Source organism: Cupriavidus sp. GA3-3 (assembly GCF_000389805.1).
Lineage (GTDB): Bacteria > Pseudomonadota > Gammaproteobacteria > Burkholderiales > Burkholderiaceae > Cupriavidus > Cupriavidus necator_D.
Genome location: NZ_KB944482.1, coordinates 319992 through 334898, shown reverse-complemented (window position 1 = coordinate 334898; position 14907 = coordinate 319992). Strand labels below are relative to the sequence as shown.

Annotated in this window: 10 protein-coding genes; 5 read left to right on the top strand and 5 right to left on the bottom strand. The window is 66.7% G+C overall.

Going from position 1 to position 14907, the window contains the following annotated elements; translation table 11 throughout:
• Positions 1–4: 4 nt before the first annotated feature.
• The 3 genes from C265_RS19435 to norR all read right to left on the bottom strand — a co-directional run bounded on the left by C265_RS19435 (position 5) and on the right by norR (position 3931).
• Entirely contained in the window at positions 5–1579 is a 1575-nt protein-coding gene (locus tag C265_RS19435; protein ID WP_010810645.1) for a histidine kinase N-terminal 7TM domain-containing protein, read from the bottom strand.
• A gap of 209 nt (positions 1580–1788) precedes the next feature.
• Positions 1789–2217, bottom strand: a complete 429-nt coding sequence (locus tag C265_RS19430; RefSeq protein ID WP_010810644.1) for a polyhydroxyalkanoate granule-associated phasin — start codon at positions 2215–2217, stop codon at positions 1789–1791.
• A 148-nt stretch (positions 2218–2365) separates the two neighbouring features.
• Entirely contained in the window at positions 2366–3931 is a 1566-nt protein-coding gene (gene norR, locus C265_RS19425; protein ID WP_011617790.1) for a nitric oxide reductase transcriptional regulator NorR, read from the bottom strand.
• Between the two features lie 151 nt (positions 3932–4082).
• Between norR and ytfE the strand changes: the two genes are divergently transcribed.
• On the top strand, positions 4083–4790 hold the full coding sequence (ytfE, locus tag C265_RS19420; protein WP_010810642.1) for an iron-sulfur cluster repair protein YtfE: 708 nt from the start codon (positions 4083–4085) through the stop codon (positions 4788–4790).
• A 34-nt stretch (positions 4791–4824) separates the two neighbouring features.
• Entirely contained in the window at positions 4825–7113 is a 2289-nt protein-coding gene (locus tag C265_RS19415) for a nitric-oxide reductase large subunit (protein WP_010810641.1), read from the top strand.
• A 73-nt stretch (positions 7114–7186) separates the two neighbouring features.
• On the opposite strand, the gene C265_RS19410 is transcribed toward C265_RS19415, so the two are convergent.
• Positions 7187–8095 carry a LysR family transcriptional regulator gene (locus tag C265_RS19410; protein ID WP_037024715.1) on the bottom strand — a complete coding sequence of 303 codons (909 nt, stop codon included), beginning with the start codon at positions 8093–8095 and terminating at the stop codon, positions 7187–7189.
• 96 nt (positions 8096–8191) lie between these two features.
• Here C265_RS19410 and C265_RS19405 point away from each other — a divergent pair, with 96 nt between their 5' ends.
• From C265_RS19405 to C265_RS19395, 3 genes are read left to right on the top strand one after another with little or no spacing between them, the layout of a single operon-like run.
• A complete protein-coding gene (locus tag C265_RS19405) occupies positions 8192–11620 on the top strand; it encodes a molybdopterin-dependent oxidoreductase (RefSeq protein WP_037024798.1) in 3429 nt (1142 codons plus the stop codon).
• A 30-nt stretch (positions 11621–11650) separates the two neighbouring features.
• Positions 11651–12595: an ornithine cyclodeaminase family protein gene (locus tag C265_RS19400; protein ID WP_010810638.1), complete on the top strand. Its 945-nt coding sequence runs from the start codon at positions 11651–11653 to the stop codon at positions 12593–12595.
• Between the two features lie 31 nt (positions 12596–12626).
• Complete coding sequence (locus C265_RS19395; protein WP_037024712.1) at positions 12627–14075, top strand: short-chain fatty acid transporter; 1449 nt, start codon at positions 12627–12629, stop codon at positions 14073–14075.
• Positions 14076–14132: 57 nt separating this feature from the next.
• Here C265_RS19395 and C265_RS19390 read toward each other — a convergent pair whose 3' ends face one another.
• A complete protein-coding gene (locus C265_RS19390) occupies positions 14133–14795 on the bottom strand; it encodes a DsbA family oxidoreductase (protein ID WP_010810636.1) in 663 nt (220 codons plus the stop codon).
• Positions 14796–14907: the final 112 nt, after the last annotated feature.

The following is a 14907-nucleotide window of genomic DNA, read 5'->3' as shown; positions in this document are numbered from 1 at the left end:
CCACTCAGGCGTCGCCGTCCAGCATGAAGCGGTTGCGTCCCGCGCGCTTGGCCCGGTACATAGCGCTGTCGGCGCGGTGCAGCAGCGGCTCCAGCCGCGGCGCTTCCGGCACGGTCCAGACCGCGCCCACGCTGATGGTGACCACCGGCTGCACCGGCGTGCCGTTGTGCGCGATGCCGAGATCGCGCACAACGGCCACCATGCGGCGCGCCACGTCACGGGTCTCTTCACGCGTGGCGCCGGGCAGCACCGCCGCGAATTCCTCGCCGCCCAGCCGGGCGCAGAACTGCTCGCCGGAGAGCGTGCGGGCCAGGGCGCCGGCAATCTGCCGCAGGCAGTCGTCGCCGGCCACGTGGCCATGCAGGTCGTTGTATTGCTTGAACTGGTCCACATCCAGGATCAGCAGGCCCAGCGCCTGGCTGCGCTCGCACGCCCGGGTCACGGCCGCGATCGACTCGCGCTGGAAGTAGCGCCGGTTGCGGATGCCGGTCAGGGCGTCGATGTCCAGGTCGGCCTGCACCTGCCACAACTGCTCTTCGGTCTGGCCGAGCCGCGCGGTCAGGGCCCGCTCGCGCGACTGGAAGCGGCTGATGTCGCGCAGGAACAGCAAGGTGCCGATCTGCCTGCCGTCGAGGCGGGCGACACGCTCCACGGTAAGCTCGAAGGGCGCGCCCGGTGGCACGAAAGGCGTGGCCGCGAGGCTGGCAGTGTCGGCAGGCGAGTGCTGCAGCGCGGCTTCCCAGCCGGAGGGCAGTGGGTCGCCGCGGCGCAGGGCCGGCCAAAGCTGCGCGGCGGCCGGGTTGAATTCGACGATGGCGCCATGGCTGTCGACGATCACGCAGCCCTCGCTGAGGGCATCGAACACCTGCAGGCGGGCGTAGTGGCCGATATCGTCAAGGTGCGTGCGCAGCGCGCAGAACCAGACCAGCGCCGCCATCAGCGAGAACGTCGCCGGCGTCAGGTCCCCGCCCAGCGGCCCGGTCCAGCGGTTGAGGTAGGCGACATTGGCAACCAGGGGCAAGGCCAGGCCCGACGCCAGGATGGCGCGGCCCCGCCGCGACAAGGCCCCGTTGGGCACTTCGGCCGTCACCAGGAAATGCAGGCTCACCCCCAGCAGCAGGTACGACCAGGTCGCCACCGCGGCATAGCCGATGCCATGGTCGAACACCGCGCCGGGCAGTACGCCGGGAGGCATCAGCGTGATGCGCGGCCAGATCAGCCGGTGGCGCTCGTTGGTGAAGACCATCACCACGGTGACCACGGCCACCAGCACGGGCAGCCACAGCCTGGACCAGGGCACCACATAGCGCGGGCGGCTCAGGTGCACCATCGCCACCAGCCAGCCGATCGGCACGGCGACGATCCCGAGGTACTGGATCTTGGCCCACAGGATGCGCCCTTCCAGGTCCGTGGAGCTGATCTCGAGCAGGCGGCCGCCGCTCCAGGTCGCCGCGCCGAATGCCAGCACCAGGAACGCCTGGACGGTCGGATCGTCGCGCCGCGGCCAGGTGGCGATGGCCATGCCGATGCAGGCGACCACGGCGACGGTAAGCAGGAGAACCAGGGAATATGAGGGCATTGAAGGCGGAGCGCGTCCCGAGACCCGGGCGTTGGTTCCGGCGATCCGCGATCTCGTCAGCCAGCATGATACCGGGCTGCGCGGCTGGCTTGGCAGTGGGTGCGCCGATGCAACAGGTGGCAGGCAAGGGGTGCGCGCGCGCCACTACCTGGCGCCGGGCGAACCGATCGGGATGATCGCCGCGACGGCGCAAGGCGGGGGCGGCCGGGTCATGCCGGCCGCGGGGTTTCGCGGACCAGCCAGAAGGGGACGTCGGTGACGTCCTTTTGCATGTCTTGCCAGTCAGGCATCAGGCCCCGCGTCAGCAGGTGGCCCCAGCCATCGATCCACTTCTGCTGGGCCCGGGCGTACAGCTCCAGCATGGCCGATGCATAGTGCAGCGGGCCGCCGATCAGCGGCAGCTCGCAGGCAATCTCGCGCGCATAGAAGGCCTCTGGCTCCGGCGCGAGGATCGCGCCCATGGCATCGAACTGCAACTCCTCATACATGGTGCGGGCGAACTCCAGGTTGAGTTCGGCCATGCGGCGCCAGTTGTCCGCCAGGTCGGCCTGCATGGCCTCGACCTGCTGCGCGCCGGAGAAGAAGGTGGGAAACGGCCGGAAGCCGAGCGGCCAGAAGGTTTGCATTGCGGTCATCATCACGGGAATCTCCGGTGGTGGGCGTGCGCGCAGCGGGGCGGCAGTTGCTGCACACGGCGATGCCGACATGCGGGCGGCACACCCGGACTAGCTTATGCGGTAATGGCGCGCATCGCCATGTCTGCATCCTGGCACCCGAGTGTGTCAGTCACTTGCACCCCAGCCGCCTGGCCAGCTTGTGCAGGTTGCTGGCATCGATACCCAGCTGGCGCGCTGCCTGCGCCCAATTGCCACCCTGGTCCTTCAATGCCTGTTCGATGCAGGCGCGCTGGGTTTGCTCGACCGCGTCGCGCAGGGTGATGCCTGCAGCAAGCGCCGGGGCGGCGAACGCGCTGGCCATGCCGGCGCCGGCATGGTGTGCCGCGGGCACTTCCAGTCCGTCGAGGTCGAGCAGTTCAGGCTCCAGCGTCACGATGTCATTGCGGCCCGCGCCACGGCTGACGGCACGCAGCGCCGCGCGGCTGATCACGTGTTCCAGCTCGCGCACGTTGCCGGGCCAGCGGTAGCTGCGCAGCGCATCCTGCGCACCGCCTGACAGCCGCAGGCTGCGCAGCCCCAGGCGCGCGCGGTTCAGCTCCAGGAAGCGCCCGGCCAGCAGCAGCACGTCGTTGCCGCGCTCGCGCAGCGGCGGGATCGGGATCGGGTAGACCGACAGGCGGTGGTACAGGTCGGCGCGGAACGAGCCGTCGCGCACATGCTCGCGCAGGTTGCGGTTGGTCGCGGCAATCACGCGCACGTTGACGCGGCGTGGGCGGTCCGAGCCCAGCCGCTGGATCTCGCCGTTCTGCAGCGTGCGCAGCAGCTTGGCCTGGATCGCCAGCGGCAGTTCGCCGACTTCATCGAGGAAGAGGGTGCCGCCGTCGGCGGCCTCGAAGCGTCCCGGGCGCTCGCCGGTCGCGCCCGAGAACGCGCCGCGCGCGTGGCCGAACAGCTCGCTTTCAGCCAGCGACTCCGGCAGCGCCGCGCAGTTGACATGCACCAGCGGCTGCGCGCGCCGGCGCGACTGGCGGTGCAGCCGGTGCGCGAACAGCTCCTTGCCCACGCCGGTCTCGCCCAGCAGCAGTACCGGCAGGTCGGTATCGGCCACCACCTCCAGCTCATGCAGCAGGTTGGCGATGGCCTCGCTCTGGCCGATGATCTCGCCGCCGATGTCGCCATGCTGGGCCGTGCCTTCGTCGGCCTCGGGCGTGCCGCGTGCCAGCTGCAGCGCGCGGATCTCGCCTTCCAGCCGGGTGGTGCGGATGGCCGCTTCCACGATCACCGTCAGCCGCTGCAGCTCGGCCTGGGCCGCGGCATCGAAGGTGCCGATCGCCAGCGCATCCAGCGTCAGCGCGCCCCAGGGCTGGCCGTCCACGGCCAGGCTGGTGCCCATGCAGTCGTGCACCGGCAGCGGCTCGCCAACGTGCTCGTCGATCAGGCCGTCGTATGGGTCGGGCAGCATGCTGTCGTGATGGAAGCAGGTCACCCCGCGCCGCGCCAGGATCGCGGCCAGGCGCGGGTGCAGGCCGACCGCAAAGCGCCGGCCCAGCGCATCGCGCACCAGGCCATCGACCGCAACGGGGCGCAGGTGGTCTTCTTCCAGCCGCAGCAGCGCCACCGCGCCACAGCGGAAATGCGTGCGCAGCATGCTGACCAGCCGCTGCAGGCGCACCGCATGCGGCAGGTCGGTGACAAGGTCGGCCAGCAACTCGGGATACATCGCGCTCGGTAGCATGGTTAAAAATACCGTAAGGGTGATAAGTACCGCGAGAAGTATAGGGTATTAATTACCGTCAGTGTTTCAACCCATTGATCTGGATAGGTTTTTTTCAGGCACGCTCCTCGCGTAAGTCGTGCAGGCATAACTTACACATGGAGCAACCATCATGACCTTGCAGGACCACTCGCTTGGACAACTGGCCCGCCTGATCCCTGGTGCCACCCGGATCTTCCACGGCTACGGGCTGGACTTCTGCTGCGGAGGCAAGCAGACCCTGCGCGACGCCGCGCAGCAAAAGGGTCTCGATGCGGCTGCCGTCGGCACCATCGACGCCCAACTGCGCGCGCTGCAGGACGAAGGGTCGTCGGCACAGGACTGGAACACGGCGGCGCCGGCCGAGCTGATCGAACATATCCTCACGCGCTTCCATGCGCGCCACCGCGAGCAGTTGCCCGAGCTGATCCGCCTGGCGCGGCGCGTCGAGCAGGTGCACGGTGACCGGCCCGATTGCCCGCTTGGCCTGGCCGACCACCTGAGCGAGATGCTGGGCGAGCTGGAAACGCATATGCAGAAGGAAGAGCAGGTGCTGTTCCCGATGTTGTCGCGCGGCCTGCATGCCGCCGCGGGCCGGCCGATCACGGTGATGCGCGCCGAGCATGACGACCACGGCGTGGCGTTGCAGCGGCTGGCGGCGCTGACCAACGACATCACGTTGCCGCGCGCGGCCTGCAATACCTGGCGCGCGCTCTACCTGGGCCTGCGCACGCTGCGCGAAGACCTGATGGAACACATCCACCTGGAAAACAACGTGCTGTTCGAGGTCGCCACCGCCGCCGCGCAAGCCACTGGCTGCGGTTGCTCGACGCACGCCTGAGCCCTCCCGCCACCATAACCAACGACTTCGCATCATGGGTTCCTACCGCAGACTCTGGTTCCTGCTGATCGCCGTGCTGGCGGTCACGTTCTCCCTGCTCGGCTACTACGGCGTCGAGGTGTACCGGCAGGCCCCGCCAATGCCGGCCAAGGTCGTCACGACCGAGGGCCGCACGCTCTTCACCGGTGAAGAGATCCTGGACGGCCAGACCGCCTGGCAATCCGTGGGCGGCATGCAGCTGGGCTCCATCTGGGGCCACGGCGCCTACCAGGCGCCGGACTGGACCGCCGACTGGCTGCACCGCGAACTGAGCGCGTGGCTGGAGCTGGCCGCGCAGGACGCCAACGGCCGGCCCTATGCGCAACTCGACGCGCCGGCGCAGGCCGCGCTGCGCGAGCAGCTGCGCACCGAGTACCGCGGCAATGCCACCGATCCGGCCACCAACGTGCTGACCGTGTCGAAGCGCCGCGCGCAGGCCATTGCCGACACCGCCGCCTACTACGACCAGCTCTTCTCCGACGCGCCGGCGCTGCACACCACGCGCGAGCACTACGCGATGAAGGAGAACACGCTGCCCAGCGCCGAGCGCCGCGAACAACTCACGCACTTCTTCTTCTGGACCGCGTGGGCCGCATCGACCGCGCGCCCGGGGCACGAAGCCACCTACACCAACAATTGGCCGCACGAGCCGCTGATCGGCAACCAGCCCACCAGCGAGAACGTGGTGTGGTCGGTAATCAGCGTGGTGGTGCTGCTGGCCGGGGTCGGCTTCCTGGTATGGGCATGGGCCTTCCTGCGCGGCAAGGAAGACGCGCCGCCGCAGGCGCCGGCACGCGATCCGCTGCTGGCCGTGGCGCTGACGCCGTCGCAGCGCGCGCTCGGCAAGTACCTGTTCCTGGTGGTGGCGTTATTCGTGTTCCAGGTGTTCCTGGGCGGCTTTACCGCGCACTACACCGTCGAAGGCCAGAAGTTCTACGGCATCGACGTCTCGCAGTGGTTCCCCTACGCACTGGTGCGCACCTGGCATATCCAGAGCGCGCTGTTCTGGATCGCCACCGGCTTCCTGGCCGCGGGCCTGTTCCTCGCGCCGCTGATCAACGGCGGCAAGGACCCGAAGTACCAGCGCCTGGGCGTCGAAGTCCTGTTCTGGGCACTGGTGGTCGTGGTGGTGGGATCGTTCACCGGCAACTACCTGGCGATCGCGCAGAAGCTGCCTGCCCACCTGAACTTCTGGCTGGGCCACCAGGGCTATGAGTATGTCGACCTGGGCCGGCTGTGGCAGATCGGCAAGTTCGCCGGCATCCTGATCTGGCTGGTGCTGATGATGCGCGGCATCCTGCCGGCGCTGCGCGCGCGCGGCACCGACCGCAACCTGCTGGCGCTGCTGACCTCGTCGGTGGTGGCAATCGGCCTGTTCTACGGCGCGGGCCTGGCCTACGGCGAACGCACCAGCCTGACGGTGATGGAGTACTGGCGCTGGTGGGTGGTGCACCTGTGGGTGGAAGGGTTCTTCGAAGTTTTTGCCACCACCGCGCTGGCCTTCATCTTCTCCACGCTGGGCCTGGTGTCGCGCCCGATGGCAACGGCCGCCAGCCTGGCCTCGGCCTCGCTGTTCATGCTGGGCGGGATTCCCGGCACCTTCCACCACCTGTACTTTGCCGGCACCACCACGCCCGTGATGGCAGTGGGCGCCGCCTTCAGCGCGCTGGAAGTGGTGCCGCTGATCGTGCTGGGCCATGAGGCCTGGGAGAACTGGAGCCTGAAGCGGCGCGCGCCGTGGATGGCAGACCTGAAGTGGCCGCTGATGTGCTTTGTCGCGGTGGCGTTCTGGAACATGCTGGGCGCCGGGGTGTTCGGCTTCATGATCAACCCGCCGATCGCGCTGTACTACATCCAGGGACAGAACACCACGCCAGTGCATGCCCATGCCGCGCTGTTCGGGGTGTACGGGTTCCTGGCGCTGGGCTTCACGCTGCTGGTGCTGCGCTACGTGCGCCCGGCCTACCGGCTCAGCCCAACGCTGATGAAGACCGCCTTCTGGGGGCTGAACCTCGGCCTGGTGCTGATGATCGGCACCAGCCTGCTGCCGATCGGCATCATCCAGTTCCTGGCCAGCGTCGAGCATGGCACCTGGTATGCGCGCAGCGAGGCCTTCATGCAGCAGCCCATCCTGCAGACCCTGCGCTGGGTGCGCACCTTCGGCGACGTGGTGTTTATCGTCGGCGCGGTGTCGTTTGCCTGGCAGGTGGTGCTGGGGCTGGCGAATCGTACGCCGCTGGCGGCGGATGCGGTGCCGGCGCGGATGAAGACGGCGGTGCGCTGAAGTCCAGTTTAACGAGAAGCAGTGCTTGGCCCGCCGGGGGTACGCGGCGGGCCGCATTTTATTGCCAACACGTCTAACGCATGGTCTCCAGCAGCGCGATCCTCAGGAACTCCCGCAGCGCATGCGTGTGCTCGTCAGGTCCTGGATCGAGTCTCCAGATCAGGCCGACATCCATGGATGGGACCCGGTCGGAAAGGCTGCGGCGCAGGATGCGCTGGCCCTCCAGTGACCACGGCCGGTAGACCAGATCGGACAGGATGGAGACGCCGCGTCCCGCCGCTACCAGGCTGCGGACGGCTTCGATCGAGCAGCTTTGCAGGCGGACGCTCGGCGTGAGCCCGTACTGCCCCCAGTACTTGATCACGGTGGCAATATGCTCGTCCATGTCGAGCAGTATGTAGTCGTGCCGCGCCACGTCCGTCAGGCTGATCTGCTCGAGCTGCATCAGGGGATGGTCAGGATGGCCCCAGAGTTGCCGCGGCGACCGAAGCAGGGTTTCGCAGCCGATGTGATGCATCTCCGGCAGGTTGGAAACCAGCAGCAATGCCAGGTCGAGCTTGCCGGCCTGGATATCGGCCTCGATATCGCCGCGAGGCCTTTCCAAGATTTCGAGCTCGAGTAGCGGAAACTTTTGTTCAAGCGCCGGCAGCAGCTTGGGCAGCACGTACGCCGTGATGGTCTCGGTGACACCGAGGCGGATGGCGCCTGCTACCGTGCTGGGGGTCACCGACGCAGCGCTGACGGCATCCCGTACCGCCGCCTCGATCTGCTGGGCATGCCGCAGGAAGCGGATGCCGGCCGCGGTCAGCTTTACGCCGGCTGCGTGCCGGGAGAACAGCGGGGCGCCTACGACGTCTTCCAATCCCTTGAGTGAGGCAGTCATGGACGATTGCGAAACATTGCAGCGTTGCGCCGCTCGCGACACCTGGCCCGTCTCAGCAATTGCCACAAAGTGCTGTATCTGTTTCAAGGTTGGGAGCATCGATTTTTCCGATATTGCAATGTCAGAACTATGAATTAGCTATATCGCCCCATGCTAGCTAGCATCCAGCACGAATACAAGTTGCTGGAAGTGGCGATGAGCGAAGTCGAAAAGAAGGGTTTTTGCACGCTGTGTCGTTCCCGCTGCGGAACGATCAATGTCGTGAAGGAAGACATCCTCGTTGCGGTCCGCCCGGATGGCGAACACCCCACGGGCAAAGCGATGTGCCTCAAGGGAAAGGCAGCGCCCGAACTCGTGCACAGCGCCGAGCGGCTGTTGCACCCGATGCGCAGGACGAACCCAAAAGACGCAGCGGATCCAGGGTGGGTGCGCATTTCATGGGAGGAGGCGCTCGCTCAGATCGCGGCGCGCCTGATTGAGGCGCGCACCACGCTGGGTGCGGAGTCGGTTGCCTTCGCCGTGACCACACCCAGTGGCACGGCGCTGTCGGATAGCATCGACTGGATCGAGCGTTTCGTCCGCCTCTATGGCAGCCCCAACATCTGCTACGCGACCGAGATCTGCAACTGGCACAAGGACTTCGCGCATGCCTTTACCTTCGGCTGCGGGATGCCGACGGCGGATTACCGCAATGCCGAACTGATCCTTCTGTGGGGACACAATCCCGCCAACACGTGGCTGTCGCAGGCAGAGGCCATCGGCGCCGGACGGGCCGCCGGCGCCAGGCTGATCGTGGTCGACCCGCGGCAGACCGGGCTGGCGGAAGAAGCTGATCAATGGCTGCGCGTGAAACCTGGCAGCGACGCCGTGCTGGCCATGGCATTGGCCAACCTGCTGATCGAGGCCAATGCCTTCGATACCGATTTCGTGCGGCAATGGACCAACGGTCCGCTGCTGGTACGCAAGGACAATGGCGCCTTGCTGCGCGGGCGCGACATCGGTCTCGGGCAGGCAGACGCCTTTGTCGTCTGGGACGCCCACCAGCACACGGCCATGCCGGCGGGCGGCCAGTGTCATGATCCCAACCGCATCGCGCTGCGCGGAACCTTTGAGGTGACCGTTGCCGATCGCCATGACCAGGCCACGCTGCTGTGCCAACCGGCGTTCGAGCTCTATGCGGCGGAATGCGCGCGCTATCCCGCCGATCGCGCGGCCCGGCTGACGTGGATTCCGGAGGGCGATATCCGCCATGCCGCGAACATGATCGGCGCGGCACGGCGCGTTGCCTATCACGCCTGGTCCGGCGTCGGCCAGCATGAGAACGCCACGCAGACCGAGCGTGCGATTGCCTGCCTCTACACGCTGACAGGCAGCTTCGACCGGCGCGGTGGCAACCGCATTTACCAGAAGCCGCCGTTCAATGCGGTGAGCCGCCTGGACCTGCTTAGCCCGGAGCAGAGGCGCAAGGCCTTGGGATTGTCCGAACGCCCGCTGGGGCCGCCCGCGCAGGGCTGGATCACCGCGCGCGACCTGTATCGCGCCATCACCGACAAGAAGCCCTATGCGGTGACGACGCTGATCGCGTTCGGCACGAATCCGCTGCTCTCGCAGCCGGATGTGGCAATGGGTGAGCAGGCACTGCGCGCACTGCCGTTCTACGTGCATTGCGATCTGTTCGAGAACCCGAGCGCAAAGTATGCGGACATCCTGCTGCCCGTGAGCACGCCATGGGAACGCGAGGGGCTGCGCATCGGCTTCGAGGTTTCTGCCGAGGCTGAGCAGTTGGTGCAGTTGCGCCAGCGCATGGTCCCGCCGCGCGGCGAGGCGCGCTCAGACAACGAAATCGTGTTTGCGCTGGCGGCGCGCATCGGGCTGCAGGAAGCCTTCTTCGGCGCAAGTCTGGAAGCCGGCTGGGACTACATGCTCGCGCCGATGAGGTTGACCGTGGCAGCGCTTCGCCGCAAGCCGGAAGGGGTACGCATCCCGGTCGAGGACACCGAGATGAATTACCGAATGGGCAAATCCGCCAGGCCTTTCAATACGCCGACAGGCCTGGTCGAGCTGTACTCCGAACGGCTGCTCGCGCATGGCTATTCGCCTTTGCCCGGCTACCAGGAAACTTCGGTTGAACAGGGAGATACCGCGCAATCTGCGTTCCCCTATGTGTTGACGTCGGCAAAGAATGGCTACTACTGCCACAGCCAGCAGCGCGGTGTCGCGTCTTTGCGGCGCAAGGCGATGCTGCCGCGGCTCGACATCTCCAGGGAAGCCGCCGCGGCACGGGACATCCGCAGCGGCGACCCCGTGCGCGTCTCGACGCCGGGCGGCAGTGCACTGTTCACGGCACGCATCGATCCGGGCCTGCATCCCGCCGTGCTGGTGGGCGAGTACGGCTGGTGGCAACGCTGCGACGCGATGGGGCAAGCACCGCTCGCCGTGCGTGGCGCGGACAGTGTCAACTTCAACGGGCTGATCGATGCCCAGCGCCAGGACCCGGTCAGCGGTTCGTCGCCGTTGCGCGCCTATCGCTGCAGCATCGAGCGCGAAGCCGCTTTCGATATCCGGCGCCGGCCGTGGGAAGGCTTCCGCGCGTTCCGCGTGGTGGCGTTGCGCAAGGAAGCCGCCGATGTCACATCGGTGTACATGGCGCCCATCGATGGCGGCCGCCTGCCCGATTTTCTGCCGGGCCAGCACGCGACCATCCGGTTGTTCATCGGCGGCGCGCGGCAGGAGGTGATCCGGTCCTACTCGCTGACCGGACCCGCGATCATGGCTGACCGTCAGTGCTATTCGATCTCGGTGCGACAGGCAGTGGCGCGGCTCGCCAATGGTGAACTGGTGTCCGGCCGCGCCTCATCGTTCATCAACCAACAGCTCGCAGTCGGCGACGTTGTCGAACTGCGCGCGCCCGGCGGCACCTTTGTCATGCCGACCCGTACCGCGCGGCCCCTTGTGCTGCTTGCCGGCGGCATCGGCATCACGCCTTTCATCAACTTGCTGGAGTCATTGGCCGGCCAGACGGAGCCGCCCAGGATCCTGCTGCTCTATGCCAACCAGAACGGTGCGACGCACGCCTTCAAGCGCAGGATTCGCGAACTGGAAGCGGCGATCCCCACGCTGTCCGTGGTCAATTTCTACGATGCGCCGGCTGACGGGGACATCGCGGGGCGCGACTTCCACGTGCATGGGCGCGTATCCGCCGACGCGGTCCCGCAAGCGCTGCTCGCCTTGCGCCCGCTGATCTACATGTGCGGCCCGGTTCCGATGATGACTGCCTTCGCCGAGGGCATGGCCGCCAGAGGCGTGCCGCACTTCGATATCCACAAGGAGATCTTTCGCTCTCCGGCTGTCGCGAAGATCGAGCACGGACAGGCATTCCAGGTGCATTTCCGCAGGTCGGGGGTCGTCCACCAATGGCGTTCCGAGGACGGCGCTCTGCTCGGCTTTGCCGAGGCGCGTGGCGTGCGCTTGCCCAGCGGGTGCCGCGTCGGGCAATGCGAAAGCTGTGCCGTCAGGATCGTTTCCGGGTCGGCGCACCACTTGCAAGGCGAGGTACCCGATGACCCCGGTGTTTGTCTCGCGTGCCAGGCCGTGCCGGCCAGTGACCTGGTAATCGATGCCTGATTCCCTTTCTACTTCTGACCCGATAACACCATGCTGAATATCGATGCAGAGAGAGCGCGCGCGTCGCTCCCGTTTGACCGGCTTGTTGATGCACTCAAGGAAGCGTTCGCCTCTGGCTGCGAGGTGCCGCTGCGGCATAACCATACCGTCACCACCGCGCAGGGCCAGCAGGGGACGCTGCTGCTGATGCCGGCCTGGAGCCCGCCGCAGGGATACCTGGGCGTCAAGACCGTCTCGATCTATCCCGGCAACGCCGGGCGCTCGCTGCCGGGACTGTTCTCGACCTACATCCTCTACAGCGTGGAGACCGGCAAGCCACTGGCGCTGATCGACGGCAACGAGATCACGTCCCGGCGCACAGCGGCCGCGTCTGCGCTCGGCGCCTCCTTTCTCAGCCGCAAGGACGCCAGATCCATGCTCTTGCTGGGCGCCGGCCGGGTGGCCAGCCTGGTGCCGTATGCCTGGCGCAGCGTTCGGCAGATCGAGCGGGTCGGGGTGTGGGACATCAACCCTGCCCAGGGCCGCCGGCTGGCCGAACAGCTTTGCAGCGATGGCTTCGACGCATACGTGGTGGACAGGCTCGAGACGGACACCTGCGCCGTGGACGTCATCAGCGCGGCGACGCTTTCGACCGAGCCGCTGATCCGTCGCGAATACCTTCGTCCCGGCACCCATGTCGACCTGATCGGTGGCTTTACGCCAGCGATGCGTGAAACCGATGACGCTTGCTTTGCGGGCACCTCTGTATTTGTCGATACGGACGAGGCGGCAACCAAGGCGGGCGACCTGCTGTCCCCGCTCGGCAATGGCGTGATCGCCCGGGAAGATATCCGTAGCGACCTTGCCGGTCTCTGCCGGGCCCAGCACGCAGGAAGAGTTTCAGACGATGAGATTACGGTCTTCAAGGCTGTCGGTACCGCCCTGGAAGATCTTGCCGCCGCGGCGATGTGTTTCGAAGCCGTGGCAAACAACTAGAACGATCAAGGAAACTGCCAAGGAGTTCAGCATGAAAGAGACAACGAGGATGGCATTTGCCGATGCCGGCAAGCCGCAGCAAGGCGGCCTGGAGAGCCTGGCCATACAGGTGACGAACTGGTCAGAGCGCTGGTTTCCGGATTCCTACATCTTTGCCGCGATCGCCGTCGTGGTGGTGGCGCTCGGCGCCATGCTGGTCGGGGCGCCGGCACCGGCCGTGGCGAAGGCATTCGGTGACGGCTTCTGGAGCCTGATCCCGTTCACGATGCAGATGGCCGTCGTGGCGATCGCCGGCTATGTGGTGGCGGTCTCGCCGCCGGCGTCGATGCTGATCGCGCGGCTGGCATCGCTGCCGCGTACGGCCCGCGGCGCGGTCGCGTTCGTGGCGCTGGTGAGCCTGCTGACGTCGCTGCTCAACTGGGCCATCAGCCTGATCTTCAGCGGCTTGCTGGTGCGTGCGATTGCCCAGCGTGGGGGCTTGCGCGTGGATTATCGGGCGGCGAGCGCGGCGGCTTATCTGGGGATGGGCGCAACGTGGGCGCTAGGGCTCAGTTCCTCTGCCGCGCAGCTACAGGCAAATCCTGCCAGCCTGCCGAAGTCGCTGCTTGATATCACCGGGGTGATCCCGTTCGCTGAAACGATCTTTCTGTGGCAATCGATGGTGATGACCGCCGTGCTGATTGTCGCGTCACTGCTGATCGCGTACCATTCTGCGCCCACCGAGGAGCGGGCCCGCACTGCCGCCGATATGGGTGTCGACCTCAACGATGCCGACGAAGGCGTCGCGCGGCCGTCGCGCCCTGGCGAGTGGCTGGAATACAGCCCGCTACTGACGCTGGCGCTGGTAGCGATGGGTGCAAGCTGGCTCTATCAGGAGTTTTCCGCAAAGGACCCGATCCTCGCCATCTCCAACCTGAACACCTACAACTTCCTGTTTCTGCTGCTCGGCATGTTGCTGAACTGGCGCCCGAAGCGCTTCCTGCGCGCGGTGGCCAGGTCGGTGCCGTCGACCTCAGGCGTGCTGATCCAGTTTCCGCTGTATGGTGGTATCGCCTTTATCCTGACCAAAGCGACCGGAGTCGACGGTGCCACGCTATCCCATCATCTCGCGTCGGCCTTTGTTTCGATGGCGACCACCGAATCGTTCTCCGCGGTCATGGGCGTGTATTCGGCCGTGCTGGGGTTCTTCGTGCCGTCGGGCGGCGGCAAGTGGATCATCGAGGCTCCGTACGTGATGCAGGCCGCCAATGAACTGCAGGTCCACCTGGGATGGGCGGTACAGGTCTACAACGCGGCCGAGGCGCTGCCAAACCTGATCAATCCCTTCTGGATGCTGCCGCTGCTCGGCGTGCTGGGAATCCGGGCCAAGGATGTGGTCGGCTTCACCTTCACGCAGTTGCTGGTGCACACGCCGCTGGTGCTGCTGATGCTGTGGGCGTTCGCCACGACGCTGCCTTACCATCCGCCGGTCATGCCTTGAGTCCTGGGAGGAACGTCGGCAGGGCGACTGAGGTGTCGCCCTGCGATCGAGGCTGGTTCACCCGTTCGCGGGCTGCTGCTGCGCCTCGGCAACGATCTCACGGATGGCCTGCTCGAAAGCCTCCACCGGCTGCCCGCCGGTGACCAGGTAGCGGTTGTTGAAGATGATCGATGGCACCGACTGGATGCCCATGCGCTGGTACTCCTGGATTTCCGCGCGCACCGCATCGGCATAGTCATCGCTGTCCAGCACCTTGCGCGCCGCCGCGGCATCCAGGCCAACGGCCTGCGCGGCTTCGACCAGCACCTCGTGATTGCTCGGGTCCTTGCCATCGGCATGGTAAGCGCGCAGCAGCGCCAGCTTCAGCGGCAGCTGCTTGCCTTCCAGGCCCGCCCAATGCAGCAGCCGGTGGGCGTCGAAGGTGTTGTAGACATGGGTGCGCTCGCCAAACGGAAAGCCCACGCCGGCGCCGCGCTCGCGGATCATGGCCTGGGTCTCTGCGATCTGCGCCGGGGTGCGCCCGTACTTCCTGCCGAGATAGTCGACGATCGCCTCGCCCTCCGGGCGCATCCCCGGGTTGAGTTCAAACGGATGCACGACGATCTCGGCATCCACCGCATCGCCAAGGCGCTGCAACGCCAGTTGCAGCGAAGACAGGCCGATGGCGCACCAGGGGCAGGCAATGTCGGAGACGAAGTCGATCTTGATGGGTTGGGGCATGGCTACTCCTGGCATGGGCAGGGGTATGGCCCCGGCCCGGATCTGGAAATTGCCGACAGGGTAGCCTGACTGGCGAATCCTTGCAGGCGGGCGCCGCGGCCGTGGCCGTGGC

What these genes read in the sequence shown, in the direction of transcription:
- ytfE (WP_010810642.1), top strand. Translation starts at nt 4,083, where the DNA reads ATGACCTTGCAGGACCACTCGCTTGGACAACTGGCCCGCCTGATCCCT.
- C265_RS19410 (WP_037024715.1), bottom strand. Translation starts at nt 8,095, where the DNA reads ATGCTCCCAACCTTGAAACAGATACAGCACTTTGTGGCAATTGCTGAG.
- C265_RS19400 (WP_010810638.1), top strand. Translation starts at nt 11,651, where the DNA reads ATGCTGAATATCGATGCAGAGAGAGCGCGCGCGTCGCTCCCGTTTGAC.
- C265_RS19395 (WP_037024712.1), top strand. Translation starts at nt 12,627, where the DNA reads ATGAAAGAGACAACGAGGATGGCATTTGCCGATGCCGGCAAGCCGCAG.
- C265_RS19405 (WP_037024798.1), top strand. Translation starts at nt 8,192, where the DNA reads ATGAGCGAAGTCGAAAAGAAGGGTTTTTGCACGCTGTGTCGTTCCCGC.
- C265_RS19390 (WP_010810636.1), bottom strand. Translation starts at nt 14,795, where the DNA reads ATGCCCCAACCCATCAAGATCGACTTCGTCTCCGACATTGCCTGCCCC.
- C265_RS19435 (WP_010810645.1), bottom strand. Translation starts at nt 1,579, where the DNA reads ATGCCCTCATATTCCCTGGTTCTCCTGCTTACCGTCGCCGTGGTCGCC.
- C265_RS19415 (WP_010810641.1), top strand. Translation starts at nt 4,825, where the DNA reads ATGGGTTCCTACCGCAGACTCTGGTTCCTGCTGATCGCCGTGCTGGCG.
- norR (WP_011617790.1), bottom strand. Translation starts at nt 3,931, where the DNA reads ATGCTACCGAGCGCGATGTATCCCGAGTTGCTGGCCGACCTTGTCACC.
- C265_RS19430 (WP_010810644.1), bottom strand. Translation starts at nt 2,217, where the DNA reads ATGATGACCGCAATGCAAACCTTCTGGCCGCTCGGCTTCCGGCCGTTT.